The organism is ANME-2 cluster archaeon, assembly GCA_014237145.1.
In the GTDB taxonomy this organism is placed as follows: Archaea; Halobacteriota; Methanosarcinia; order Methanosarcinales; family Methanocomedenaceae; genus Methanocomedens_A.
This window is the reverse complement of the sequence record JAAXOC010000095.1, coordinates 25,263-48,887: the sequence shown is the minus strand read 5'-3', so window position 1 is coordinate 48,887 and position 23,625 is coordinate 25,263. Positions and strand designations below refer to the sequence as shown.

The 23,625-nt window shown below is 43.0% G+C and carries 26 protein-coding genes, 2 tRNA genes and 1 pseudogene; 19 read left to right on the top strand and 10 right to left on the bottom strand.

What is annotated here, in order from left to right; translation table 11 throughout:
- Nucleotides 1-3,592 (top strand): PGF-pre-PGF domain-containing protein (locus tag HF974_12690; GenBank protein MBC2699164.1); only part of this gene is annotated, 3,592 nt, incomplete at its 5' end.
- 224 nt (nucleotides 3,593-3,816) lie between these two features.
- On the opposite strand, the gene HF974_12685 is transcribed toward HF974_12690, so the two are convergent.
- Nucleotides 3,817-4,197 carry a hypothetical protein gene (locus HF974_12685; protein ID MBC2699163.1) on the bottom strand — a complete coding sequence of 127 codons (381 nt, stop codon included), beginning with the start codon at nucleotides 4,195-4,197 and terminating at the stop codon, nucleotides 3,817-3,819.
- Nucleotides 4,191-4,466, bottom strand: coding sequence for a hypothetical protein (locus HF974_12680; protein ID MBC2699162.1), 276 nt, complete (start codon nucleotides 4,464-4,466; stop codon nucleotides 4,191-4,193). Before HF974_12680 ends, HF974_12685 begins: the two co-directional genes overlap by 7 nt.
- Before the next feature lie 82 nt (nucleotides 4,467-4,548).
- Between HF974_12680 and pgk the strand changes: the two genes are divergently transcribed.
- From pgk to HF974_12645, 7 genes are all read left to right on the top strand, one after another.
- Nucleotides 4,549-5,004, top strand: coding sequence for a phosphoglycerate kinase (gene pgk / locus HF974_12675; protein ID MBC2699161.1), 456 nt, complete (start codon nucleotides 4,549-4,551; stop codon nucleotides 5,002-5,004).
- Between the two features lie 359 nt (nucleotides 5,005-5,363).
- Nucleotides 5,364-5,582 (top strand): antitoxin, encoded by a 219-nt coding sequence (locus HF974_12670; GenBank protein MBC2699160.1) that lies wholly within the window; start codon nucleotides 5,364-5,366, stop codon nucleotides 5,580-5,582.
- A complete protein-coding gene (locus HF974_12665) occupies nucleotides 5,579-5,962 on the top strand; it encodes a type II toxin-antitoxin system VapC family toxin (GenBank protein MBC2699159.1) in 384 nt (127 codons plus the stop codon). The genes HF974_12670 and HF974_12665 overlap by 4 nt, the downstream gene beginning before the upstream one ends.
- A 207-nt stretch (nucleotides 5,963-6,169) precedes the next feature.
- The gene (locus HF974_12660) at nucleotides 6,170-6,412 is read left to right on the top strand and encodes a hypothetical protein (protein MBC2699158.1); all 243 of its coding nucleotides are present in this window, start codon (nucleotides 6,170-6,172) and stop codon (nucleotides 6,410-6,412) included.
- A 191-nt stretch (nucleotides 6,413-6,603) separates the two neighbouring features.
- On the top strand, nucleotides 6,604-6,903 hold the full coding sequence (locus HF974_12655) for a hypothetical protein (protein ID MBC2699157.1): 300 nt from the start codon (nucleotides 6,604-6,606) through the stop codon (nucleotides 6,901-6,903).
- A 29-nt stretch (nucleotides 6,904-6,932) separates the two neighbouring features.
- Entirely contained in the window at nucleotides 6,933-7,388 is a 456-nt protein-coding gene (locus HF974_12650) for a hypothetical protein (GenBank protein ID MBC2699156.1), read from the top strand.
- Between the two features lie 360 nt (nucleotides 7,389-7,748).
- A complete protein-coding gene (locus tag HF974_12645; protein MBC2699155.1) occupies nucleotides 7,749-7,922 on the top strand; it encodes a hypothetical protein in 174 nt (57 codons plus the stop codon).
- 134 nt (nucleotides 7,923-8,056) lie between these two features.
- Here the strand turns inward: HF974_12645 and HF974_12640 are convergent, their stop codons facing one another.
- Together HF974_12640 and HF974_12635 are read right to left on the bottom strand one after the other, a co-directional pair.
- A complete protein-coding gene (locus tag HF974_12640; GenBank protein MBC2699154.1) occupies nucleotides 8,057-9,226 on the bottom strand; it encodes a hypothetical protein in 1,170 nt (389 codons plus the stop codon).
- Nucleotides 9,223-9,894, bottom strand: a complete 672-nt coding sequence (locus tag HF974_12635; GenBank protein MBC2699153.1) for an ABC transporter ATP-binding protein — start codon at nucleotides 9,892-9,894, stop codon at nucleotides 9,223-9,225. The genes HF974_12640 and HF974_12635 overlap by 4 nt, the downstream gene beginning before the upstream one ends.
- Before the next feature lie 205 nt (nucleotides 9,895-10,099).
- Between HF974_12635 and HF974_12630 the strand changes: the two genes are divergently transcribed.
- A complete protein-coding gene (locus HF974_12630; protein MBC2699152.1) occupies nucleotides 10,100-10,336 on the top strand; it encodes a hypothetical protein in 237 nt (78 codons plus the stop codon).
- A 511-nt stretch (nucleotides 10,337-10,847) separates the two neighbouring features.
- Here the strand turns inward: HF974_12630 and HF974_12625 are convergent.
- Nucleotides 10,848-10,922: transfer RNA gene (locus tag HF974_12625), tRNA-Glu, on the bottom strand.
- A gap of 431 nt (nucleotides 10,923-11,353) precedes the next feature.
- Here HF974_12625 and HF974_12620 point away from each other — a divergent pair.
- Nucleotides 11,354-11,644: a chromosomal protein MC1 gene (locus HF974_12620; protein MBC2699151.1), complete on the top strand. Its 291-nt coding sequence runs from the start codon at nucleotides 11,354-11,356 to the stop codon at nucleotides 11,642-11,644.
- A 146-nt stretch (nucleotides 11,645-11,790) separates the two neighbouring features.
- Here the strand turns inward: HF974_12620 and HF974_12615 are convergent.
- A tRNA-Arg gene (locus HF974_12615) sits at nucleotides 11,791-11,862 on the bottom strand.
- Nucleotides 11,848-13,191 (bottom strand): TIGR00297 family protein, encoded by a 1,344-nt coding sequence (locus tag HF974_12610; GenBank protein ID MBC2699150.1) that lies wholly within the window; start codon nucleotides 13,189-13,191, stop codon nucleotides 11,848-11,850. The genes HF974_12615 and HF974_12610 overlap by 15 nt, the downstream gene beginning before the upstream one ends.
- A 91-nt stretch (nucleotides 13,192-13,282) precedes the next feature.
- Here HF974_12610 and HF974_12605 point away from each other — a divergent pair, with 91 nt between their 5' ends.
- Complete coding sequence (locus tag HF974_12605; GenBank protein MBC2699149.1) at nucleotides 13,283-13,948, top strand: undecaprenyl diphosphate synthase family protein; 666 nt, start codon at nucleotides 13,283-13,285, stop codon at nucleotides 13,946-13,948.
- A 324-nt stretch (nucleotides 13,949-14,272) separates the two neighbouring features.
- On the opposite strand, the gene HF974_12600 is transcribed toward HF974_12605, so the two are convergent.
- Nucleotides 14,273-15,385 (bottom strand): hypothetical protein, encoded by a 1,113-nt coding sequence (locus tag HF974_12600; GenBank protein MBC2699148.1) that lies wholly within the window; start codon nucleotides 15,383-15,385, stop codon nucleotides 14,273-14,275.
- 182 nt (nucleotides 15,386-15,567) lie between these two features.
- On the bottom strand, nucleotides 15,568-16,005 hold the full coding sequence (locus HF974_12595) for a helix-turn-helix domain-containing protein (GenBank protein MBC2699147.1): 438 nt from the start codon (nucleotides 16,003-16,005) through the stop codon (nucleotides 15,568-15,570).
- 80 nt (nucleotides 16,006-16,085) lie between these two features.
- On the opposite strand from HF974_12595, the gene HF974_12590 reads away from it, so the two are divergent.
- Genes HF974_12590 through HF974_12565 form a run of 6 tightly spaced genes read left to right on the top strand, consistent with a single transcriptional unit; the run spans nucleotide 16,086 to nucleotide 20,419 of the window.
- The gene (locus HF974_12590) at nucleotides 16,086-16,385 is read left to right on the top strand and encodes a hypothetical protein (GenBank protein ID MBC2699146.1); all 300 of its coding nucleotides are present in this window, start codon (nucleotides 16,086-16,088) and stop codon (nucleotides 16,383-16,385) included.
- Nucleotides 16,382-16,690 carry a response regulator gene (locus HF974_12585; protein MBC2699145.1) on the top strand — a complete coding sequence of 103 codons (309 nt, stop codon included), beginning with the start codon at nucleotides 16,382-16,384 and terminating at the stop codon, nucleotides 16,688-16,690. Before HF974_12590 ends, HF974_12585 begins: the two co-directional genes overlap by 4 nt.
- A 52-nt stretch (nucleotides 16,691-16,742) precedes the next feature.
- The gene (locus HF974_12580; protein ID MBC2699144.1) at nucleotides 16,743-18,092 is read left to right on the top strand and encodes a response regulator; all 1,350 of its coding nucleotides are present in this window, start codon (nucleotides 16,743-16,745) and stop codon (nucleotides 18,090-18,092) included.
- Nucleotides 18,055-18,840 carry a HAMP domain-containing histidine kinase gene (locus HF974_12575; GenBank protein ID MBC2699143.1) on the top strand — a complete coding sequence of 262 codons (786 nt, stop codon included), beginning with the start codon at nucleotides 18,055-18,057 and terminating at the stop codon, nucleotides 18,838-18,840. Before HF974_12580 ends, HF974_12575 begins: the two co-directional genes overlap by 38 nt.
- Nucleotides 18,841-18,842: 2 nt before the next feature.
- Complete coding sequence (locus tag HF974_12570; protein ID MBC2699142.1) at nucleotides 18,843-19,712, top strand: response regulator; 870 nt, start codon at nucleotides 18,843-18,845, stop codon at nucleotides 19,710-19,712.
- Nucleotides 19,712-20,419 carry a DEAD/DEAH box helicase family protein gene (locus tag HF974_12565; protein MBC2699141.1) on the top strand — a complete coding sequence of 236 codons (708 nt, stop codon included), beginning with the start codon at nucleotides 19,712-19,714 and terminating at the stop codon, nucleotides 20,417-20,419. Before HF974_12570 ends, HF974_12565 begins: the two co-directional genes overlap by 1 nt.
- A 33-nt stretch (nucleotides 20,420-20,452) precedes the next feature.
- Here the strand turns inward: HF974_12565 and HF974_12560 are convergent, their stop codons facing one another.
- Nucleotides 20,453-21,013 carry a UbiX family flavin prenyltransferase gene (locus tag HF974_12560; GenBank protein ID MBC2699140.1) on the bottom strand — a complete coding sequence of 187 codons (561 nt, stop codon included), beginning with the start codon at nucleotides 21,011-21,013 and terminating at the stop codon, nucleotides 20,453-20,455.
- Between the two features lie 192 nt (nucleotides 21,014-21,205).
- Here HF974_12560 and uppS point away from each other — a divergent pair, with 192 nt between their 5' ends.
- Both uppS and HF974_12550 read left to right on the top strand, forming a co-directional pair.
- Nucleotides 21,206-22,180, top strand: a complete 975-nt coding sequence (gene uppS / locus HF974_12555) for a di-trans,poly-cis-decaprenylcistransferase (GenBank protein ID MBC2699139.1) — start codon at nucleotides 21,206-21,208, stop codon at nucleotides 22,178-22,180.
- Between the two features lie 57 nt (nucleotides 22,181-22,237).
- A pseudogene (locus tag HF974_12550) lies at nucleotides 22,238-23,567 on the top strand (hypothetical protein).
- The last annotated feature ends 58 nt before the right edge of the window (nucleotides 23,568-23,625 follow it).

Sequence of the window (23,625 nt, the reverse complement as noted above, 5' to 3'; positions counted from 1 at the left end):
TCCAACCCTGGCTCTCGGAAACGTTGATAACGTAGCAAGCGACTGGGGCAGGAACTTTGACCTGAACCACTCGGTCACAGTAACCAATGCAGCCGCAAACAACGTGAACGTGACCTACAACGTCTCATGGATCACAGATAATAACACCATGGGAACGATAGCAGAAGGCGGGATGAAATGGTACAACCAGACACGCTCAAACTTGACAGTCCAGAAGACCACGGTCAAGGTGGATGCAACTTCATCGACCGGATCTGCAACAAACGACAGCGAGATATTCCTGTTTAACATAACAAGACGGAACATAGATATCACATCTCAGCCGGAATCCACGCAATCCGTTGGCACAGACACGACTTTCTGGATAAACGCTTCAGCAAATGACGAACACGGAGAAGACCTCATCTGCAAAGCCGATCTGATCCGGGAAGGAGTTATCATCGGGAATCAAACCATATCAAACGGAAACGTGAACTTCAGCAGGATAGAGTCCATTGCAGGGACGTTCAACTTCTCAGTCCGGTTCTACAACACGAGTCATTACGACAACAAGTCTACAAGTAACTCAACTGTGACAGTCCGCGGTCCAACCCTGGCTCTCGGAAACGTTGATAACGTAGCAAGCGACTGGGGAAGAGACTTCAACCTGAACCACTCGGTCACAGTAACCAACGCAATCGCAAACAACGTGAACGTGACCTACAATGTCTCATGGATCACGGATAACAACACCATGGGAACGATGTTAGAAGACGGGATGAAATGGCACAACCAGACACGCTCAAACTTGACAGTACAGGAGATCGCGGTCAAGGTGGATGCAACCTCAACGACCGGATCTGCAATAAACGACAGCGAGATATTCCTGTTAAACATAACAAGACGGAACATAGATATCACATCTCAGCCGGAATCCACGCAATCCGTTGGCACAGACACGACTTTCTGGATAAACGCTTCAGCAAATGACGAACACGGAGAAGACCTCATCTGCAAAGCCGATCTGATCCGGGAAGGAGTTATCATCGGGAATCAAACCATCTCAAACGGAAATGTGAACTTCAGCAGGATAGAGTCCACCGCAGGCACGTTTAACTTTTCAGTCCGGTTCTACAACACGAGTCACTACAACAACGCGTCCACAAGCAACTCAACTGTGACAGTCCACGGTCCAACACTTGCTCTCGGAAACGTTGATAACGTAGCAAGCGACTGGGGCAGGAACTTTGACCTGAACCACTCGGTCACAGTAACCAACACAATCGCAAACAACGTGAACGTGACCTACAATGTCTCTTGGATCACGGATAATAACAACATGGGAACGATAGCAAAAGACGGGATGAAATGGCACAACCAGTCACGCTTAAACTCGACAGTCCAGAAGATCACGGTCAAGGTGGATGCAACCTCAACGACCGGATCTGCAATAAACGACAGCGAGACGTTTAGCATCAACATCACCAGACGGGACATAACCATAACAGCAAATCCAGGGTCAGAACAAACCGTGGGTGTTGGTGATACGTTCTGGATAAACGGTAGTGCGAAAGACGAACACAACGAGGCGTTCATAGCAAAAGCAGACCTGATAAAAGACGGAAGTATCGTAAATACTACTGATGTCATGAATGGAAATGCGAACTTCTCAACAGACGAATCTGCTGCCGGAATATTCAATTTCTCAATCCGGTTCTACAACACGACTCATTATGACAACAAGTCTACAAGCAACTCAACGGTAACTGTCCGCGGTCCAATACTGACTCTCGACAACGTCAATGACATAACCCGCGACTGGGGAAAAAGCTTTAACCTGAACCACTCGGTCACGGTAACCAATGCAGCCGCTAGCAACGTGAACCTGACTTACAACGTATCATGGATCCTGAATTACGATACAATGGGAACGATAGCACAAGGCGGAATGAGATGGCACAACCAGACACTTTCTAACTCGACAGTGCAAAACATCACGCTAAGGGTGGATGCAACATCAACTACCGGATCCGCAATAAACGACACAGGTAAGTTCCAGTTAAACATAACGAGGCGGAACATGGAAATCACATCTCAGCCGAAACCAGCACAGACCTTTGACCCTGACACGACCTTCTGGATAAACGCTTCTGCAAGAGACGAATATGGAGATATACTCATCGGTACTGCCGGTCTGATAAAAGATGGAACCATTATCGAGAGTCAGGATATATCAAGCGGGAATGTGAACTTCAGCAGGACAGAACCTCTGGCAGGGACATTTAACTTCTCAATACGGTTCTATAACCTCACGCATTACAACAATGCTTCAACCTCCAATTCGTCTGTAACCATTAATGGACCAACTCTGGCAATTAGCAATATCACCGGGATAACCAGAGACTGGGGTAGAAATTTCAACCTGAACCATTCGGTCACGGTAGCAAATGCAACAGCAACCAAAATGAAAGTGAGCTACAATGTCTCATGGCTTACAGAATGTACACTGGGAACAGTGAACAAGGACGCGACCGGATGGGGAAACCAGACTGTCTCAAACTCGACGGTTCAGAGAATCACTGTCAGGGTGAATGCAAACTCGACAAATACATCCACAGTTAATGACACCGACACCTTCAAGGTGAATATAACAAAACGAGATATAAATATCACATCTTCTCCGCCTGCTACTAATACTGTTAATCCAGGCAAAACCTTCTGGCTAAACGCCACTACACAGGGAGAATATGCTGAAAACTTTATAGGAAATGCGACTCTGGTAAGGGATGGAATTATAGTAGGTACACCAAAGGCGGTAACAGACGGAAATGCCTCCTTCAACCGGACAGAATCTTCAACAGGAACATATAAATTCTCTATTCGGTTCTATAACTTGACTTATTATTTCAACGCATCTACTGACAACTCCACGGTTAGCGTCGAAAACCCACCATCAAGCAGTGGAGGCGGCAGTAGTGGTGGTATTGGCACCAGCGATGAACCTGAGAATGTAGACGAAACAGTTGTCTTAAGAATATATCTTCAAGCTGGTGAGTCTTCGAACTACAACTTCAATAATGTAGTAACATCAGTTGATGTTACACCAGACAAAACCTATGGCCTGGTAGCAGCAAAGATCGAAGTCCTGAAAGGCCGGCCTAGCAGTATAACCACTGACCCGCCTGCCGGTGAAATATACAAGTATGTCGACGTATTTGTCGGAACCAGTGGATGGTCTAAAGATAAGTTCTCCAGTTCAGTTATAAATTTCCAGGTACCAGCAACCTGGTTCGAAGAGAACAACATCGACCCTGCCACTGTTACCCTATACAGGCACCATGATGGTAAATGGAAGCTCCTTAAGACCACAATGACCGGGCAGGCTGGCGGACACTACCAGTATTCATCGCCGACCCCTGGATTCTCCACATTTATGGTACTGGGGCAGGTTGAGGGGTCAAGTGACGGTGAACCTGCTGCTGCAACGGCTTTTGGTACAGTGGCTGAGCCTACGCCTACACCAGAAACTACTTCGGACAAGGGGATACCCGGATTCGGTATAATGTTGGGAATTATTGGGGTACTGATCGCAGTGTATTCAAGGAAGAAATAAAAAATTGGGATTTAGAGGGGTGCAATGCCCCTCAATCTTAATGGCAATGCTCTAATTTCGAGTCAACCTTCAAGTACCGGATTATGAAGGGTATAGGGCACAATTCTTTCTTTTTCGTCAATGTCCACGATGCATTAAAAAGGATGCATTAAATAGAATAGACATCAAAAGTGTCCACGATGTATTGAGACTTTCCAAATAAATGATCCACCCAGATATTTGGATTAACTTTTAGATTCGTTTAATACTATTATCTCAATTTCTGATATTACTTGCGCGATTCCAATCTCTGTAGATGGTTCTACTTTCGTACCTGTATGCTTATGATGTGGAAATGAAAGGATGTCCTTATGATGAGGTGCATTGTCATATCGAAATATTAAATTGCTATTGTTATCTGATAGATTAAATCGATATTTTAATCGTTCTTTTCCAATTGAGATATATTCCATAAAGTCAAGTAAATAACCACCCATGAATAATAATCTTCCTTTAATCATTCCTTCATCACTGCTGAATTCTATAAATTCAATGGATTTATCAATAATCAGTCTTGAGTTATTCAATATTTGTTCAACGGATTTAAAATAATCCGCAATTACCAATGGACAATCACCCCTTTTGCTTTGTTCAATCTATCTTCTATTATTGATAGACCTTTTTTTAGGCCCCACCATTCAAAGAAATCCTGTGAATCTCCAATGTCTCCTTGATCAAATTTTTTTTGGAATTCTGAAGATTTCATGTTGTATTTTTCTTCAAATAGTTTAATTTCACTATTAAGCAAGCTAATCTTCGACTCCAATAGGATTATTTCCCTATTGATCGAATCTCTAACAATAGGAATTGCATCTTCAGAAATTGCTATATTCATATTTTATTATACACTATTGTCTATTATTAAAGTTTTGTAATGAATTATGTTATGATAATGTTATGAGGACCGAGAGTGTCTCATTTATGGTAGATACGCATACTGGAGGAGAGCAGACAAGAATAGTCCTTGGAGAATTTTCGCTCAGAATGTGGTGAGGGTGGAAGAGTCGATCGATATCCTGAATAAGAACCGTCATCCTGATCTGCCTATACTGGATATCGGGCTGGAGACTATTGTGAAATTCTCAAAAGATATCAGGAATGCAAGGACAGTTGTTATGAACGGCCCGGCTGGAGTGTTCGAAAGGGAGCTTTTCACTCTTGGGACAGTTGAACTCATCGATGCGGCTACTAAATCGGGTTTTAGTGTTATTGGCGGCGGGCATAGTGCGGCAGTAGTGGAACAACTTGGTGTGGGATCAAGGATTGATCATATCAGTACGGGTGGGGGTGCCTGTATCGACTTTCTGGCTGGCGAGAAGCTGCCTGGTATCGATGCGTTGAAGGAGTCGGCTGTGCAGTACAGGGCGAAATAGGATCGGGTGTGGATATTTGGGTTTGTATGCGTCTGGCTAACTTTGTTTCTATGTAGGTTTTCTGAGATGGTGCGGGTCTATTATCCTGGATGTGTTCCCCTGCCGGGATGTTGATGTTTGTCTTGTTGGTGACTGATATTTCGATTGTTCTCGTTAGAAAATATACTCGATCCCCTCATACACCACTGCTGCCTGTGTTCAGACGACTCCGCACATGCGGAAGGTGCGTATTGATAGAGATGCGCCGCCTGCCTGCCCGTACCCATGCCAACAGTCGAAACAGTTATTATATTTTGAATCATAATATACTCAAAATAGAGATGGGCACTGTTAAATATTATCTATACAAAACCGAGATTATGAGTGCTAAAACAATATCAATTAGGCCCGACCTGTACGAAATACTCAATAGTACGAAGGGGGAGACTGAAAGTTTCAGCAACGTGATAGAGCGGTTGGTAAAGGAGAAAAAGGTAAATTTATCAGAGTTTTTTGGAGTTCTAAGCGATAGTAGAGTATTAGATGAATTAGATGCGGAATCTAAGAAGATGAGGGAAAATTCGAGAGTTAGAATATGATCGTTCTCGATACAAGCTTTCTAATTGATCTTTTCAAGGGCGAGCGCGGGACATTAAGTATAATCGATTCTGATGTAGCAACAACAGTTATAACATACCACGAGATTTTATCTGGAATAAAACATAAAAAGGCTAAGAAAGAGGAAATGTTTTTCAGAAGATTTTTCTCAAAGATCAAGATTCTTGAATTTGATTTAAATGCAGCAGAGAAATCAAGCGAGATAATGGCAGACTTGTTGACCACAGGGAGACCGGTTAATACGCTTGATGTCCTTATAGCAGGCATTGCCATCACAAACGGGGCGGAAAAGATAGCTACGAGGGATAAGGATTTCATGGAAATATCTGAAGTGTCCCTGCTGGAAACTCTATTCTACTGATAAAAGACCGGGAGTTCGTTTGAAACTCCCCATATCCCGAATGTCAACATATTTTTTTGAACCAGTGGATGGTCTAAAGATAAGTTCTCCAGTTCAGTTATAAATTTCCAGGTACCTGCAACCTGGTTCGAAGAGAACAACATCGACCCTGCCACTGTTACCCTATAGAGGCACCATGATGGTAAATGGAAGCTCCTTAAGACCACAATGACCGGGCAAGCTGGCGGATACTACCAGTATTCATCGCCGACCCCTGGATTCTCTACCTTCATGATACTGGGGCAGGTTGAGGAGTCAAGTGACGGTGAACCTGCTGCTGCGACGGCTTTTGGTACAGTGGCTGAGCCTACGCCTACGCCAGAAACTACTTCGGACAAGGGGATACCCGGATTCGGGATACTGGCGGGGATTATGGGGATAATGATCGCAGTGTATTCAAGAAGGAAATAAGGTTGGAGTATTTTGAGGGGTGCATACCCCTCAATCTCATTTATTATTATTTTGGTCGTAAAATTGAAATTGTTGAGTATTTTGCGACGGTGTGAAATTATGCACACTCGGGACTATTTGTAACCGAAAGTACTGTTATAAGAGTATATTTATTATACTTGTCTATCATAAACTAATGATGGTGAGCTCAAATGACTGAATATCTAACAGACGAGGGATTGAAATTTTTAATTCCCAGATATTTCAAAAATAAATCCGAGCTATTGGATGAAGCTGTAAAATTGATATTACGCTCAAATCAGTCGATCAGGGTAGAACTGGCTATCAATCTCTATGTACGGGAGAAAGCATCACTTGCAAAAGCAGCCGAAATGGCGGGGGTTACCACACCAGAGTTTAAAGAGATCCTGGCAGAAAAGGGATACAAAAGAGTTGTTGAAGGTGACTCCATAGAAAAGATCGATCAAAAGATCACTGAGGTTTTTGGATGATATCGGTGGTCGACACCGATATTCTAAGTATGTTTGGTAAAGTCAGATCCATTGCCACATTGAAACGGCTCTTCAAGGAACTTAAAATGCCTTCAGCAGTATATGAGGAACTTTTAAGAGCCAAAGAAGTAGGTTTTTCATTCGTTGACGATGTTTTTACTGATATAGAAGTAATTAATCTGAGTGAAGATGAACATAAAGAATATGTTTCACTTATTAATAATGAAAAATATCTACACAAAGGCGAACTTCAAGGAATTATTATCTGCAAACATAGGGGCGGAATACTTCTCACAAACGACAAAAAGGCAAAAAATTTCTGCACCAAAAACGGGATTTTATATTTTGACATTAAAGGCATTCTAAGGGCACTCATTTTAAGGGGCATCTTAAACGAAGAAGAAATACAAAAACTGGCTGCCCGGATCGAAGAAACGGATAATACCACAATTAAGGGACTTGAGGAAATATTTAAAGCACGTTAAGTATTGTTCTTTGGTGTCCAGTCCATTTGGATTCGCTATTTTGGATTAAACCGGCACTTTCTCAGGCAGCTTAGGCACGGCTTTCGTGAACGCTTCCGATTCGCACCCCGCACCTGCCCCGTTTCCTGTGTTCAGACCACACACAGGCGGCATGTGCGTGTATATAGAGATGCGCCGCCGGTTCGATCGCGGGAATGGTAGAGGATGCAGACGCGGCAGGAGTGGTTGTGCAGGCAGCGCGCACGTCTGTGATCGAGTATGTATCGCCGGCGGGCTTAGTGCAGCGAAAATCGAACTCCTGACAGGCAGGCTGGCGGAAACTAGTAGTATTCATCGCCGACCCCTGGATTCTCTACCTTCATGATACTGGGGCAGGTCGAGGGGTCAAGCAGCGGAGAACCTGCTGCAACATCTGGTATAGTGGCTGAGCCTACGCCTACGACAGAAACTACTTCGGACAAAGGGATACCCGGATTTGGGTTAATGCTTGGGATTATGGGGATACTGGTCGCAGTGTATTCAAGGAAGAAATAAAAAATGGGGATTTTGAGGGGTGCATACCCCTTAATCTCAGGACAGTGGTGGAACTGGTTGAGAGGGAGGCTACTCCCAGGACTGTAGGGAAGGCTTTGGGGTATTGGATATGAGGGGAGTGTTGAAAACCTAGTTTAAAATGCCCGGGTCATATCAGGCCGTTTCATTAACAGGGCAACCATTATACCTGTGAATATTCCTGCACCCACCGATACGGTGAAACCCCCGATCAGCAACATGGGTTCGATAGCGGGACTGACATTGAGACCGATAACCCTGGTAAGTATATTATTCAAAAACATATTTCCGACCACGGCCAGCAGTACTCCTGTGAGACCTCCCCCTGCCGAAAGGAACAATGATTCATAGAATACTGTTTTTAGAATGGAAATTCTTGAGATACCGATGGCGCTCATTACTGCCATATCCCCCTCCAGTTCACTGACCGACATTACCATAGTCGTGCCGATAAACAACATCCCGAGGATAAAAGAGACCAGGGCTGTAGCTGCTGCTGTTGCAAGGATGCGCTTGTCACTTATTATTTTGAAAGTAGTATATTCAGAGCCTGATAATACAAGATGGTCAGGGTAGAGTTTTTCCAGCAGGGGTCCTGCATCAGGCCCCTCTACCAGGATCTGGTCTGCCCTGTCACCTTCCAGGTTTCCGGTAATATACTGTAATTCAGATAGATGGATCACTACAACAGGAATTCCGGAATAATCCACAGTGTCTATGATATTGACCACCTTGAAGCCCTTTGGAGATGCAAAGATTCCGGTGGAAATGTCAAGGTTCAACCGGTCACCCACATCCAGTCCAAGGAGGTCTGCCATCTGCCTGTTAATAACAGCTTCATCGGTCCATCCTCCCCCAAAGAAGTATGGGTCACCGCCTTTAAAACCGCTTGCTGCAGCCGGCATAACATCAATTGCGCCAGGGATCACACCCGTTGCAAGCACTACACTGGTCTTATTTGGATCATTGGTATATGCATATACCACCCTGTTTAGCACAGGACTTGCCCCTTTGACCCTTGGGTCAAGGAACAGGGTCTCTATCTCACTGTGGACATCACCCAGCATGGTCTGCCCCGAACCCAATACCGGGTCCAGGATGTCCGAGTCAGCGGGCACCACCCAGAAATCTATGGAACCGGAGGCGGCGCTGTTCTCTTTTAGTCCCAGGCTTACCGATGTCAGTAGTACCATCAGGGCGATGGCAATACCGATGGCTGTTATGGTAAAGAGTGTCCGGTATCGACGGCGGCGCAGGTTCTTCAACGACATCTTCAGGTATGTCACTGCACAATTCTCCCGTCTTTGAGATGAATGACCCTGTGTGCTCTGGAGGTCACTGATTTGTCATGGCTTACTATAATTATTGTTTGAAGGAATTCGCGGTTAATTGATTTAAATATGTCCAGGATGCGTCTCCCTGTACCGGAATCCAGTTCACCGGTCGGTTCGTCAGCAAATACGATGGCCGGCCTGTTGGCCAGTGCCCTGGCAATGGCCACCCTCTGTTGTTCCCCTCCGCTTAACTGGGAGGGTATATGCCGGGTCCGGCTGCCTAACCCCACAGATTCCAGCAATGACCCGGTCCTTTCCCTTCGTTCTTTCCCGGGCACACCGGCTTCACGCATAGGAAGTTCCACGTTCTCAAATGCGGTGAGGGTGGGCAGGAGATGGAACTGCTGGAATACGAACCCCAGTTGCCTGAGCCTGAGCTTAGCCAGTGATTTTGATGATAGCGTTGAAGTGTCTGTATTATTGATATAGATTTTACCAGAGGTGGGATGGTCGATGCAGCCTAGCATATGCAATAAGGTGGACTTGCCTGAACCGCTGGGTCCGTTAATGGCTACAAATTCTCCCTCCTCTATCTTTAGGTTCACATCTTGTAGGGCATCTATGGCGATATTGTTTATCCTATACCTTTTTGTGAGGTTAATGGCTTGTATTATGTTCATGTTAAGTTTTTATAGTTAGTTATTACTGTAATATATACAGTTGGTTCGTATCAAGGTCCTTGATAAAATACAATCTGCTCTTTTCAACACCAAATAACTTATCAGGATTCTTCAAACAGATAAACTTGGTCTTAGTAAATAATTTATTGGTCTTATATTTAATTCTTCTGATTTAATCAATAATGTTATTCGTAATCCTAATGATATGAAATTTGTCATAAGTGATCTTTGCATTATGGAGGTACTCAATAGCTCCACCACACCCCTGCATATCCCTGGCTCGCCTGGGAGGCCGCAGGATAAGTATGCTGAAACCTTCGGGCTGGGGCGGCAAGTTTATACGAACGCAGATTTAGTTTTCAGGCAAGTGAACACAATACTTGATAATGTTACAGCACTAAAATATCCGACAGCCACAAAAAATGGTAAAGTATATCTGTAATTTTAAGACAATTTCATATAAAATAAATATTTACACGGAAAGGTTTAAATGGTGTTTCTTGGTGTTGTTCATAGGTCCTAAATAAAAGCATAAAACTACAAGGACGCCTCAGGGCCGCTCTGTAGGAGATGGACAGAAATGCCATTGATCCAGATGACCCGTATTCTAATTTCTGATTTATGCCCTTAGCCGCGGTATTCTTACTTCGGCAAAAAGGAGGCAATCAACCACTGCCAGGATGCTGGGAATAATGGGAATCGGTGCATATTTTTTTCATTGAATATAAATAAAATATTCAATATCTAATATCATTTATGCTTATAAATCTGGAAAGTACAGACGACGCAAGCGTCGCAGAAAATAGAAACCCTTGCAAATCATCTTCACAAAACCGGTCCGCAAGCCAAGGGTAAAATCAAAAAGACATTATCGTACCAAAAAGTATATACAATTAAAGATATTTTCGCAGAAAAACCAGCATCATATAATATGAGTATAAATAAATTTTAAGTGCTCCGATGGGGATTTGAACCCCAGTCGCAGGAGTGAGAGTCCTGCATGATTGGCCGTGCTACACTATCGGAGCAGATGGTAGAATGATTCTTAATAATTGTTTTTCCATTTAACCTTTTTGTAAGTACATAGAAAAAACACTACATACTAAAGTAGATTCAAATGAAAGGATGATTTAACTTTTTAAAATCGATTGTCTAACCCAGGATACAATAAAAATATATATAAAGTGCCCACAAGGACAAAATGCAAAACATAATAGATAAATTTCTAAATATGAAATAATGAATTGATAATGAAAAAATATGGATTTTTCTTGTTAAGAATTTATGAACCACTATCAGTTGACATTATATATGAAAATGTATTGATGCAAATATCTAATACGAATAAAAAATCTATAACGAAAAATCAACATGCTTCGACATAACTTATGAAATAGGTTTAAATACTATTACTTAAAAACATGAGCGGTAACAGTAAACCATTAAAGGGGTATTGATTATGACAGAAACAAGAAATTTTGTATTGAGAGATAAGAAAGGCAAAGAACATGGAGTGTTTACTGGTAAACAGCCCAGACAAGCTGCCCTCAAAGCAGCTAACAGGGGAAATGGAACCAAGAAGAGGCCAGAACTAATCATTCTCAGGGAAAGAGGTACAAAGAAACTCCACCATTATAATGGATGGAGAGAAGAGGTTTCTGCTCCAAAGAACAAACCAAGCTGGATGCCAGACAATATCAAGAAACCTAACGTAAAGAAGATCCATATCGAAATAGTTGATAAAATTTAAAACAACTCTGTCCCTGCAAAGGGTTCTTTTTTTTCTTTTTCAAATTTAACCTGAAGTGGAACTTTTTAGATGTAAATGGGCGTATATGCCCGGAATCAAAACCAGCCCCCCCATTGACATCGGGGAAGCACTATCAGGTGAGTAAGCGGGCATGCTGGGAGTCGAACCCAGGTTCCAGGCTCCGGAGGCCTGAGTGATATCCTCTACACTACATGCCCAGACAGAACATAATAAGCAGCTCCTGATATAAAGGCGCCACCCATTGTGGCTACAAGATTCACCCCACTATTGGAGAGCCAGCCCCTTTGCTGTAAAGTAGCACCCAGAAGGCTATCAAAATTAGTACCCAAAAATCCGCCCAGTATAACGATCAACATCCAGAAAACATAGGTAGTAGGACCTGAAGCAGGCAGGTCTATCACACCCAACACCAGGGCCAGCACACCGATGATGAAAGACCCGGCAATGCATACCAGTTCGCCCAGCCTGGAAACCGCCCCGTCGGTCCCTGGTCTGGCAGGTTTGAAGTTAGTGATCATCACAGGTTTGCCCCGATATGTCTCCCCTATCTCACTTGCAAGAGTGTCCCCGGTAGCCGTTGCCACTGCACCAAGATAAGCGAACATCAGCACTGCACCGAACTGGGGATAAATCTCGTGATACATGCCATAGGCCACGGCCAGTATAAGTGCAATAATAGAATTGCAAAGTACATTCTCATAGCTCCTGACCCCCCCTTTGTCCTGTGCTACCCCCATAATTTGCTTATAATCATATCCGTACCTGGTAAAAGCCCCCCCCAACAGGAAAAATGTGATCAGTATCAGGTACCAGTTGAAGTTGGTAAAAACTATGATCAGTACACCCAGCAAGGTGGCCGAAAGCATAGCTGACACATCTGCAATATCAAAACGGTATGCCAGATATGCTAAAAATAATGAGAATATGAAGATGGCCGACAAGTGGTCAAAGTTCACATAATACCCAAAACCGGCAAAAAGCCACATGATCATGAACGAACCCAGTATCATTGTCAGGTTCTTATCTGTCCTGGACGGGATGGATTCCAGCAGTGCACCTGTCACGGCACCAATGAGCGCAAGGAAGAACAACTGGCTCAGTGTTACGTAAACATTGAGCCAGCTAATGATCCAGTATGCCATTACACATGCTGTTAATGCACCGATCACAATAAGGCCGATACTTGATGTGGCTGAAATAAACTTATCGTCCAGTTCAGGTTTTCGACCTCCCCTCGTACGGATTACGCATGCTGCCGCACTACCGGCACAGGTGATAGAAATAGAAGCACCTATGATATACAGCGGAAATTCGTACCCTAAATACTCCATTAAAATGGCCAGGGACCCCATAATAATTACACCCAGTAACATGCCGGACAGTGATGACGGAAGAGCACTGTGTTGCCTGGACTTCAATAAATGGACAGCTAAAATGGGAATAAGTGCAACCACAATGTATATCAATGGGAAAAAGGGCAGCAGTATAGCTAACAGTATGAATTGCAATAGGTATTTGAAAGACACATCATTGCATACTTCAACAGACATTGATATCAAGGGTTCCAGACAACCTCACAAGGCAAATAATTTATCCTACAGGTATTACTAATATACAATGAAATTCTTTTCCCGGCTCTATGAGCAAAAGCTTGACAAGGTTATACGAAAGGATGTTTCTTCACTTCCCACCCATATCGTGCTTATCATTACAGAAAGTGACCTACTTGAGACTGGTTCTCCCGATAGGATACTTGACTTTATCACATGGTGCCGGGAATATGGTATCAATATCCTCACAATCTATGTCAGCCTGATAGACCTGGATACCGCGATCAAGGGCCAGGTTTACAATGAGCTGGTAACATGTTTAACTGATACATTGCTGGAGGTTGATGCTGGGATTGACCTGCTGTCTTTTGACGGGAAGATTAAAAATCTCAGGAAAGGTGAAACCTCAAGGATACAGATCAACATATCCCTGGGATATGGCGGCAAAAAAGAACTAACAGAAGCATTCAGGGAGATAATGTCCGAGGTTAGGGAGGGTAGGCTGAAACCAGGGGATATTGACGGGTCTGCCATTGAACAACACTTGCTTATCAAGTATGAACCTGACCTGGTGATACGTTCAGGAGGGAAACGCCTGGCTGATTTCCTGATCTGGCAGTCAGTGTATTCAGAAATATATTTCACTGATGTTAGCTGGGTCAATTTAAGAAAACTGGATTTCCTGCGTGCTCTAAGGGATTACCAGAAACGCCAGCGCAGATTCGGGAAATAAACCATTCCGGTCTATCCCATTTCGATCATCCCATCCCGGTCCATTAAAGCCTAGTGTCAAGTCAACATCAAAGTGTCAGATTATGAAGGGAATAGGGCACAATTCTAAAATCAAATTATTTCAATAATAATATTAGACGCAGATTTACACTGATACATTCACTTCCGCGGGAAGTGAATGCCTGCTACGCCTTAAGGGCGTGCAGGTTACGCAGATGCAACCTTAAATCTGCGTAAATCAGTGTAAATCTGCGTCTTAAAAATAACTGGGAAATGAAACAGTGTCAGATAATATATCTAGCGATATTGTATGGTTGACTTGACACTAGTCCACGCCATCCTGTAAGCTGAAATAGGCATCCTCACCATAACTCAATGTTTGCTCCTTATCTTGCATCAGGTCTGTGCCGTCCACTACTGCTTCAATATCCTCTACTTCCAGCACGAGCTGGTTGTAGTTGAACTTTATCCTGGCCACATCGTACCTGTATAGGTGCCTGTCCAGTATCTTTGCAGTAAGGTGTATTTTTTCACCCTGATCCCCTGAGGCTGATAAATGTATGGTATCCACACCCGGACCGAATTTCATTGTGGGTCCATGGTTGCTGCCTGTATACTCAAACTTCATTTCACTGAAATGGTAGCGCCTTTTAGTGACCATATCATCGAAAATGAACTCGAGGGGCGACCCGTAATTAAGGATTTTAGAGGGGAAATAACGGTACCATAACCTGGATTTATCGCTGAAATTGACCATGACGATCTTCCACGGCAGCGTGGAACCAAAACCCAGGGACCTTTCCAGCCAGAAACTGCCCTGGAAGTCCCGTCCGAATAATTCCCCCTCACATGTTGCGAACAGGTCGCTCATCTTACTTGCAACGAAATACTGAAACCCCCTGCTGTTGCGGGCATAGGCATCGAAATCCTCACTGTAGGCTATTCCGGACGGATAACTGACCAGTGGATTTTGTATATATCCTCCATTGAATTTCGAGGAGACCGAACTGAACTTTGTAACTACAGAATCCCTGTTCGTGACTATCATGTCATAAGTCGGGAATGAGTTGGTGATTGAGATTTCATACCCTGATTCGGTAACACACAGGAATTGGCCCGGGGTTACAGTGCAGTCACAACTGTCATGGACCAGGTCTGATACCTTACCGTCCCTATATTCCCAGATGCCGCAATAGCATGTAAATTTTTCATAACTGGATTGATTATTGATGAAATGTTTATCGTTCAGTTTATAATCAAAAGCCCCGTGGCTGATAAGTACCTGAAGCATTCTGGGGTTGTTTTGTTCATAATCTGACATGAGCCAGAACCAGTAGGCTCCGTTTAACAGTTTTAACTTGTTAACTGAGTAGATGGCCTGGTCCATATCTTCCCATAAACCAGCTACCATCCAGTCCTTTACCTTTGAAGGGAGCATGGTATCTTAACTGGATTATTAGAATATAATATATTTCGTTGTAATACAATACCTTAGTTATTAATCAGTAAACTACCATTAATACTTCCGATTTTCAAAGACCGTTCTTTTTTCTTGGGAATAGTACTATATCTGCCGGATAAAATCTTTCTGTACTGTTTCGATTGGAGCCTTACCTGGAATCAATCCTGTTTTCTTAAAGGATAATTGAAGTTTTTTTTATACAAGAGCTGCACATGACTCAAATTGTACTCAATACCAAAGTTCTTCTTTATATATTGCCGTAAGTCTTTTGCAATAGCAAATGCACCTTTACCGGCTTCGATTTTAAGTTCAGATAATTGCTCTTCACTTAATTTTGCTTGTCCGCCTTTATAATTGAGCAAGAGTAAAGAGTCGATTCCACCTTCTTTATAGTAATTGATCCAATTAGTGATGGTATTATTCGTAACTGATAAGAATTCAGCAATAGCTGAATATTTCCAACCAAGATACATGAGCTTAAACGCTTGAATGCGCTTCAGCGCTTTAACAGACTTGGTTTTCGGCTCAACAACTATAAGTTGTTCATATTCTGCATCTAAAATGCTAACTCGTTGAAATGGTTCACCTTTTTTCATATACCATATAATGCAGTCATAGTATATGAAAGTTATAAAAAATAGATGCGGTTTAGTATAATAAGTTTACAGACAAAGGTATGATTACCTTACATGCAAAAACTATAAACAGTATGGTAAACATATCTGTTATAGACACTGGTATTGGGATAATGCCTGATGATATTCCAAAATTATTTGCACCATTTGTAAGGCTTGGATCATCCCTTTCCGCAAAAACACAGGGAACAGGGCTTGGTCTATATTTGACAAAAAAACTCACAGAGGATGTACTTGGAGGCACAGTAGAAGTAACATCTGAGTATGGTACTGGCAGTACATTTGCCATAAACATTCCAGTTAAACTTGAAAAATATGACACGGAGGCTGAATCAAAATGAAGCGGGTGCTTGCAGTTGAAGATAATGAAAATAATATGAAACAAATCTGTTTAGTATTAAATAAACATGGGTACGAACCCATTAAAGCTTTTTCCAGGGAGGAAGGCGTAGAAAAAGCAATAGCGGAGAGGCTGGATTTAATATTGATGGATATCCAGCTTCCGGATATCAATGGAATAGAGGCTGTAAAACGCATTCGTATGGTGGATGACATGCAGGAAATCCCGATCATTGCCATAACTTCATATGCCATGGCAGGTGACAGGGAAAAGATACTTGATGTGGGGTGTGACGGGTACTTTTAAAAACCTATTGATCCACTGACTATTGTAGAAAAAATTGAAAAACTGAGGAACAATGACAATACTGGTAGTTGATGACAGGAAGACAGACAGGAAATTGGTTTCAACAATTCTTATATCCAATGGATATGAGGTGGCTGAAGCTGTGAGTGGTATTGATGCATTAAAGTATTTAAGAAAATCAAAACCAGACATGATAATATCAGATATTATGATGCCTGAGATGGATGGTTTCACACTGCTGCGTGAAATAAATAAAAGTGGGAACTTGAGTAATATTCCATTTATTTTCTACACTGCACATTATGTAAGCGAAAAGGACAAGGAACTTGCAGCTTCCCTGGGTGCATCACGGTTCATGATCAAGCCGACAGAGCCCAGGGACCTGCTCCATGAAATTAGAACCACCCTCAAAGAATATGAGATCGGGGTGACAGCACCTGTAAATCCCCTTATAAAGAGCGAGGAAGAATACCTGAAACTGTACAGTGACCGTATCTTCAGGAAACTTGAGGAAAAGATCAGTGAACTTGAAAATACAAAGAACTTCCTTGATACTGTACTTAGTGACATGGGGGACGGTGTGATGGTGACTGACTCTGATTTGAATGTCATCTACTGCAATAAGAGGATGCACGATATTTTAGAATGTGAAATTCCTCCCGGAACAATGTCCCCTGATGAACATCATTCACCGTGCATACCAGATATAGTATATGCATCTCATAAACCATTTGAAATCGAGCAGACCACTCAAAAGGACAGTATAGTTCATCTTGAAGGGATTGTATCTCCTGTAAAAAATGAAAGCAGTGATATTACATTCCACATTGGGGTGTTCCGTGATGCTACGGAACGAAACAGGATACAGGAAATGGTTGAAAAGAAAAACCGCGAGATTGCCAGACTCTATGAAATGGGCAACCTGTTCAGCAACTGTGTAAATTCTAATGAACTTATCAAATGCGCTCTTGAGCAAATCGTTGACATAATGGAATTGGAAGGCGGAGTAATATATTTAATAAAAGAAAATAAGATTGAAATTAAATGGTCTGTGGGATCGCCGCCAAAGTTTGTGGAACTGTTACAACGGCAGTCCCTGGACAGCCCTGCTATGCAAAAGGTCCTTGACCCTGATAATCCAGTGACCATTTCACCACTTTCTGCACATATCCCGGGACTGGCCGAATCTGAGCAGGTTAATGTGGAGGCATCCATAATCAGCTTACAATTGAGGCTGAAAGGCAGTTTAATCGGTATGGTTGACCTGATGGCGTCACCTTACAGGATTTTAGGCGATAATGAGATGTTGCTGCTTGAAAAATTCGGGATGCAGTTCGCAGTTACCTTAAACAATTTCCTAAAGTATGAAATACTTCAGCAGGAAGTCATGGAGCACAAGTAACCAGGGGGAAGAATCACTGGATAAAAGCGCCTCCTCTATTGAACAAGACATGCTAAGCAGCACGTTTTTATCATCTGTGGGTCATGAACTGCGTTCACCACTTACTTCGATTTTGGGTTTTACCAGTTTGATCTTGGAGGACAAGACCACTGAAATATCAGATGAACAACAAGAACAACTCACTATGGTCTATGAAAGTGCCCAGGACCTGTTAGAACTCATAAATGATGTGATGGATATCAGCACGATCGAAGCAGGTGAGATCGAACTTGTTTTAGAGATGTTTTTGCTGGATGATGTAATAAACGAGGTAATATCCAAGTTAGAAGGCGCAGTAATAGGGAAGGGGCTGCAATACAAGGTTGACATCCCGCCAGACATCCAGGTGTTTCAGGATAAACAAAGGTTCACCCAGATTTTAACTAACCTTGCCAGTAATTCAATAAAGTTTACGAACTCAGGAATTATTGAAATAACAGGTAATAATACAGGGAATGAGATCCCGGTCATTGTTAAGGACTCAGGCATAGGCATTAAGGAAGAAGATATTCCCAGGTTATTTGAACCATTTGCACAGATATATTCACAGTTGGAAAGTAAACCAAGAGGTACTGGTCTTGGACTATGCCTTTGTGAGAAAGTTGTTAACCTCATGCAAGGCAGGATCCGGGCTGAAAGTGAATTTGGAAAAGGAAGTGTATTTACTTTCAATGTACCGATAGAATATGGAGACGTGCAAAGTGAATGACAATGACAATGTTAAAGAGTAAGGAAAATATGAAACGTAGTAAGGTCTTGGTGGTGGATGACCTGCCTACAAATGTAAAACTCATCACAGCCATTCTTAAAAGAGACTATGAAATAATACCGGCTTATAGTGGGGAAGAAGCTCTTGAAAAAGTAGATTCGGAGAACCCGGACATTGTGCTGCTGGATATCATGATGCCGGGAATTGACGGATATGAAGTATGTAAAATAATAAAACAGGGAGATTCCACCCGTTTTACACCTGTGGTAATGATTACAGCCCTTTCCGATGTGGGGGACAGGATTAAAGCTATAGAGGTAGATGCTGACGATTTCCTCACAAAACCGATAAACACCCAAGAGTTAATTACCCGCACAAGATCCTTGCTGAAGGCAAAACATTTTCATGACCAATTGGTTAAAAGCAAAGCAATAATAGAGGCACAAAATGATTTCAGGGCCATACTAACTAATCTTCTTCCCTTCCTTTTTAGAAGTATTGATTCAAGTAGGAAGACTGAAGTTATTCGTCAGATGAGTGAACAGGTGGAATTATTCCTATGGGCAAAACATATTCAAAAACAGCCTGAAAATATGTTAGAAATGGCCCAGTCATTTTGCATCTTAATAAACAAACTGGGAGCAACTTTCTCAATTGATAAAATGGGCGATAAAGGTTTTATGTTATTAAATACTAAATGTCCATGGGGTGATACCAACATAAATCCTATGTTTTGCATATTAGGAAAGGCCATTTTAACAAGAGTAGGTCTTCGGCTCTACAGCGATATTAGTGTTGATATTGAAAAAACCATAGCTGCTGGAGATAATTATTGTTTTTTTAAGGTATTATGTATAGGAGATAATTTATAATGGAACGAATTTCAACTGGCTTGCCAAAATTAGACAGCAAACTGGAGGGAGGATATCCTGAAGGTAAAGGGATTTTAATAACAGGCAACACTGGTTCAGGAAAGACCATATTGGGACTGCATTTATTGTATCAGGCCTGCAAAAATGGTAAAAACTGTTTGTTCATTGCTACTGAAGAAACGCCAGAAGATATATTGTTACAGGCCGAATCACTTGGACTGGATTTAAGACCATTTTATAATGATGGGAATTTGGTAATTCAGCGAGTGTATGAAGAACGGGTATATGAGGCCATAAGTAATGTAGAATGGGGTACCGAAAGTAGTAAAATGTCGACTAACATTATACAATTGAAAGATATTATTGTTGGGACAAATGATGTTGTGGTTATAGACAATATTGGAGTATTTACACCTAATATTTTATTAAGTGAATTCAGGAGTCAATTTGATGCCTTGAATCATATGCTATCGAAAAGGAATTACACTACTATTTTTACTATAGATGAAACTTCGAATAAAAGAACTGAAAATATTGCATCTTATTCTGTTTATGGTATAATCAGAATGTCAAATAAGGAAAACCCATATACAAATAAACACGAGCGATGTCTCGAAGTCGTGAAAATGAGAAATACCCAGATCCCGGAAGAACCGATGAAATTTAAGATTCAACCCAATAAGGGAATTGATTTCCTTTCAGGTTGATATTTTCTAAAATAAGTTTCTCACCTACCCGTTTCATTCCCACCTGCGGTATAACCCATGCTCTATATCCAATAGGTCAAGTACCCTGCCCACAATAAAATCAATCATCTCATCCACGGACTGTGGTTTTGGATACAGCCCCGGACATGCAGGAAGCACCGCAGCACCAGCCCGCCTGACCTTCACCATATTCTCAAGGTCTATCAGGCTCAGCGGCGTCTCCCTGGGAACAAGCACAAGCCTGCGGTCCTCTTTCAGGCAGATATCGGCTGAGCGTCCAATTAGTGTATCAGAGAAACCATTTGCAATTCCTGCAAGGGTCTTCATACTGCATGGAACCACTACCATTCCGGCGGTCTTATGTGAACCGCTGGCAATTGGTGCGGTGAAGTCCTGCTCATTCCATAAGTGGTCTGCCATGGCCTCCACATCGGTAATTGAATAATCAGTCTCAATACCGATTATCTGCTTTGCAGATTCAGACACTACCAGGTGGACTGTAATATCTGTATTTTCTCTTAGCACCTCAAGCAGCCGTATGCCGTATATGACACCGGATGCACCTGATATGCCCACTACCAGCTCGTGTTTCATTATTCAATAAACGAATTGATTACTTGAATAGTTTTTGTATAGTATATAGAGGCTGTGCCATCATCGCCTGGAGTCCCTGAGTGGCAGCACCATAATTTTTAACACTGCCGATTTAAACTACAGTATAATCATTTTAATAAATTGTCGTCAACAAATAAGTATTTGTATAACTAATTATATATAACTGATAATATGGATAATGGTCTTGTTACATTAAAAAAAACACTTGATACAGTTCTTTATTCCGGGTATGAATACCTGCTCACCAAGGAAATAAAAGAGTTCAGGGTTCCCGGACATATAGCTATAATCATGGACGGGAACCGCAGGTATGCCAGAAAGCTGGGTATGACCGTCTGGCAGGGGCACAACCTGGGTGCAAACACAACAGAAAACGTCCTTGACTGGTGCTATGAACTGGGTGTGAAACAAATAACAGTCTATGCCTTTTCCACAGAGAACCAGAACCGCTCAGATAAGGAAAAGCAGAAACTCTTCGAACTTATAGGTCTCAAGCTTGAGAAACTAATGCAGGATGAGCGTACCCATGAGCGAAGGATGCGGGTCAGGATACTGGGAAATATTGACCTGTTACCTGCCGGATTAAGGGAAACAGCAAGGCAGGCCGAGACCATCACAAGGAATTACGATAGTATGTACCTGAACATTGCCATGGCCTATGGAGGCCGCCAGGAGATCGTGGATACTGCAAGAGTGCTAGCCCAAAAGGTAAAAAGCGGCCAGCTTGAGGTGTCTGATATTGATGAGGAGATCATCTCATCCCATCTGTATCCCTCCACCAGCCTGGCAGTCCCTGATGTTGACCTGATCATCAGGACCGGTGGCGATGAGAGGATGTCAAATTTCCTGCCCTGGCAGGCCAACGGCAATGAATGTGCCGCCTATTTCTGTGCACCCTACTGGCCCGAGTTCAGGAAGATAGATTTCCTACGTTCCATAAGAACCTTCCAGACAAGGGAATATGAGTGGCAGAAGAATACTGTGCGGCGTATTGTCAGGCTCCTTGGACATACAGGCCAGGTAGAGGTTGAGCAGGTTATCCGCATGAGCATGAAGGTTGGGGATATCACAACAGAGGAAGTACTGGCCATCCTGAAAGACCTGTCAGGCAACAGTGAAATGAAAGATGTTGCCTTTGTGTGGTAATTTTATCCTGAAATTTTAACGAAACTTTAATAATCAGTATACACATCCTTCTGGACAATGGACATTGAAGGTTATGCAAAGCGAGCATTGTTATCGGGTGAGAACGAAGGCCAGATAGAGAAGAGACTGACCCGGCGGATACTTGAGATAAAGGGTGATAGGGTAACAAAGCACCATGCAAGGGAACTGGCCCATGCTGTCATGGTAGAAGCCAGTGCTACCCTTAAGCCCGAGGGTGAGATACTTGAACCAGTCATATCAGGCATTACCATGGGACAGTTCGGCGTGGGCAGCCGGGGTGCAGGGGATTTCTATACCCATGAGCAAATAGCCAGGGTGATAGGCAAGACAACAGCCGAAGTGGATTCCTCACACCTGGACGATTCAGGCGTGGTCAAGACAGGCAGCGGTGAGTACCATGTGCTGACAGTGGACGGCATCCATAGCAGGCTCAGTGATTACCCCTTCCTGGCAGGATTCCATGTGGCCAGGGCGGCGCTTCGGGATATCTATGCAATGGGGGCCCGGCCGCTGGCCATGCTGTCTGATATCCATCTGGCTGATGACGGGGACGTGGGCAGGATATTCGACCATATTGCAGGTATTACAGCAGTGGCTGAACTTACAGGCGTGCCATTGATAACAGGCAGTACCCTGCGCATCGGCGGGGACATGGTTATAGGGGAACGTATGACAGGCGGTGTTGGTGCAATGGGTATAACCCAGACCATCTCTGCCAGGATATTAGCAGAGCCCGGTGATCTTGTACTGATGACAGAAGGGGCGGGAGGAGGCACCATCTCCACCACTGCCCTGTATTATGATAGACATGATATTGTGGATGAGACCATCAATATCAAGTTCATCGATGCATGTGAGGCCATCATGGAAGCAGGGCTTCTGGAACGAATCCATGCTATGACCGATGTGACAAACGGTGGTGTGCGGGGTGATGCAAAGGAAATTTCCCGAACCGCGGGAGTAGAACTCGTGTTTAAGGAAGACCGTATCCGGCCGCTGGTAAACCCGTCAGTGCTGTCTATGCTGGAAGAACTTAAGATAGATTACCTGGGTGTATCCCTGGATGCACTTCTCATCATTGCTCCGCCCGGTGCTGCAGATGACATAATCGGAGTACTCAGGTCAAAGGACATTGCGGCAGATGTGATCGGAGAGGTCGTGGAGGGTTCAGGTGCCAGAATTGAGATCAATGGTGAAATTGTGGACTTTTCTCCCAGGTTCAGGGAGTCTGCATACACACCGATAAAAAAACTGGTAGGAGGAAGAGCCAATGGACTTTAAACAAATGTGTAACAGGATTGATAATGCTGCCCTGGCAGCTATTGATAAGAAGCGCCGGATCGTTGAAAGATTGAAGCAATTGTAGAGATTTTTTATTATTTTCATGGGCAATTTAAAAAAATGTAGAGGGATGCATAGTCAAA

Bases quoted from the DNA above. Each gene is read 5' to 3' on its own strand.
- HF974_12680 (MBC2699162.1), bottom strand. From the start codon at position 4,466: ATGAATATAGCAATTTCTGAAGATGCAATTCCTATTGTTAGAGATTCG.
- HF974_12670 (MBC2699160.1), top strand. From the start codon at position 5,364: ATGAGTGCTAAAACAATATCAATTAGGCCCGACCTGTACGAAATACTC.
- HF974_12665 (MBC2699159.1), top strand. From the start codon at position 5,579: ATGATCGTTCTCGATACAAGCTTTCTAATTGATCTTTTCAAGGGCGAG.
- HF974_12660 (MBC2699158.1), top strand. From the start codon at position 6,170: ATGACCGGGCAAGCTGGCGGATACTACCAGTATTCATCGCCGACCCCT.
- HF974_12655 (MBC2699157.1), top strand. From the start codon at position 6,604: ATGACTGAATATCTAACAGACGAGGGATTGAAATTTTTAATTCCCAGA.
- HF974_12650 (MBC2699156.1), top strand. From the start codon at position 6,933: ATGTTTGGTAAAGTCAGATCCATTGCCACATTGAAACGGCTCTTCAAG.
- HF974_12645 (MBC2699155.1), top strand. From the start codon at position 7,749: ATGATACTGGGGCAGGTCGAGGGGTCAAGCAGCGGAGAACCTGCTGCA.
- HF974_12635 (MBC2699153.1), bottom strand. From the start codon at position 9,894: ATGAACATAATACAAGCCATTAACCTCACAAAAAGGTATAGGATAAAC.
- HF974_12630 (MBC2699152.1), top strand. From the start codon at position 10,100: ATGAAATTTGTCATAAGTGATCTTTGCATTATGGAGGTACTCAATAGC.
- HF974_12620 (MBC2699151.1), top strand. From the start codon at position 11,354: ATGACAGAAACAAGAAATTTTGTATTGAGAGATAAGAAAGGCAAAGAA.
- HF974_12605 (MBC2699149.1), top strand. From the start codon at position 13,283: ATGAAATTCTTTTCCCGGCTCTATGAGCAAAAGCTTGACAAGGTTATA.
- HF974_12600 (MBC2699148.1), bottom strand. From the start codon at position 15,385: ATGCTCCCTTCAAAGGTAAAGGACTGGATGGTAGCTGGTTTATGGGAA.
- HF974_12595 (MBC2699147.1), bottom strand. From the start codon at position 16,005: ATGAAAAAAGGTGAACCATTTCAACGAGTTAGCATTTTAGATGCAGAA.
- HF974_12590 (MBC2699146.1), top strand. From the start codon at position 16,086: ATGATTACCTTACATGCAAAAACTATAAACAGTATGGTAAACATATCT.
- HF974_12585 (MBC2699145.1), top strand. From the start codon at position 16,382: ATGAAGCGGGTGCTTGCAGTTGAAGATAATGAAAATAATATGAAACAA.
- HF974_12580 (MBC2699144.1), top strand. From the start codon at position 16,743: ATGACAATACTGGTAGTTGATGACAGGAAGACAGACAGGAAATTGGTT.
- HF974_12575 (MBC2699143.1), top strand. From the start codon at position 18,055: ATGAAATACTTCAGCAGGAAGTCATGGAGCACAAGTAACCAGGGGGAA.
- HF974_12570 (MBC2699142.1), top strand. From the start codon at position 18,843: ATGACAATGTTAAAGAGTAAGGAAAATATGAAACGTAGTAAGGTCTTG.
- HF974_12565 (MBC2699141.1), top strand. From the start codon at position 19,712: ATGGAACGAATTTCAACTGGCTTGCCAAAATTAGACAGCAAACTGGAG.
- HF974_12560 (MBC2699140.1), bottom strand. From the start codon at position 21,013: ATGAAACACGAGCTGGTAGTGGGCATATCAGGTGCATCCGGTGTCATA.
- uppS (MBC2699139.1), top strand. From the start codon at position 21,206: ATGGATAATGGTCTTGTTACATTAAAAAAAACACTTGATACAGTTCTT.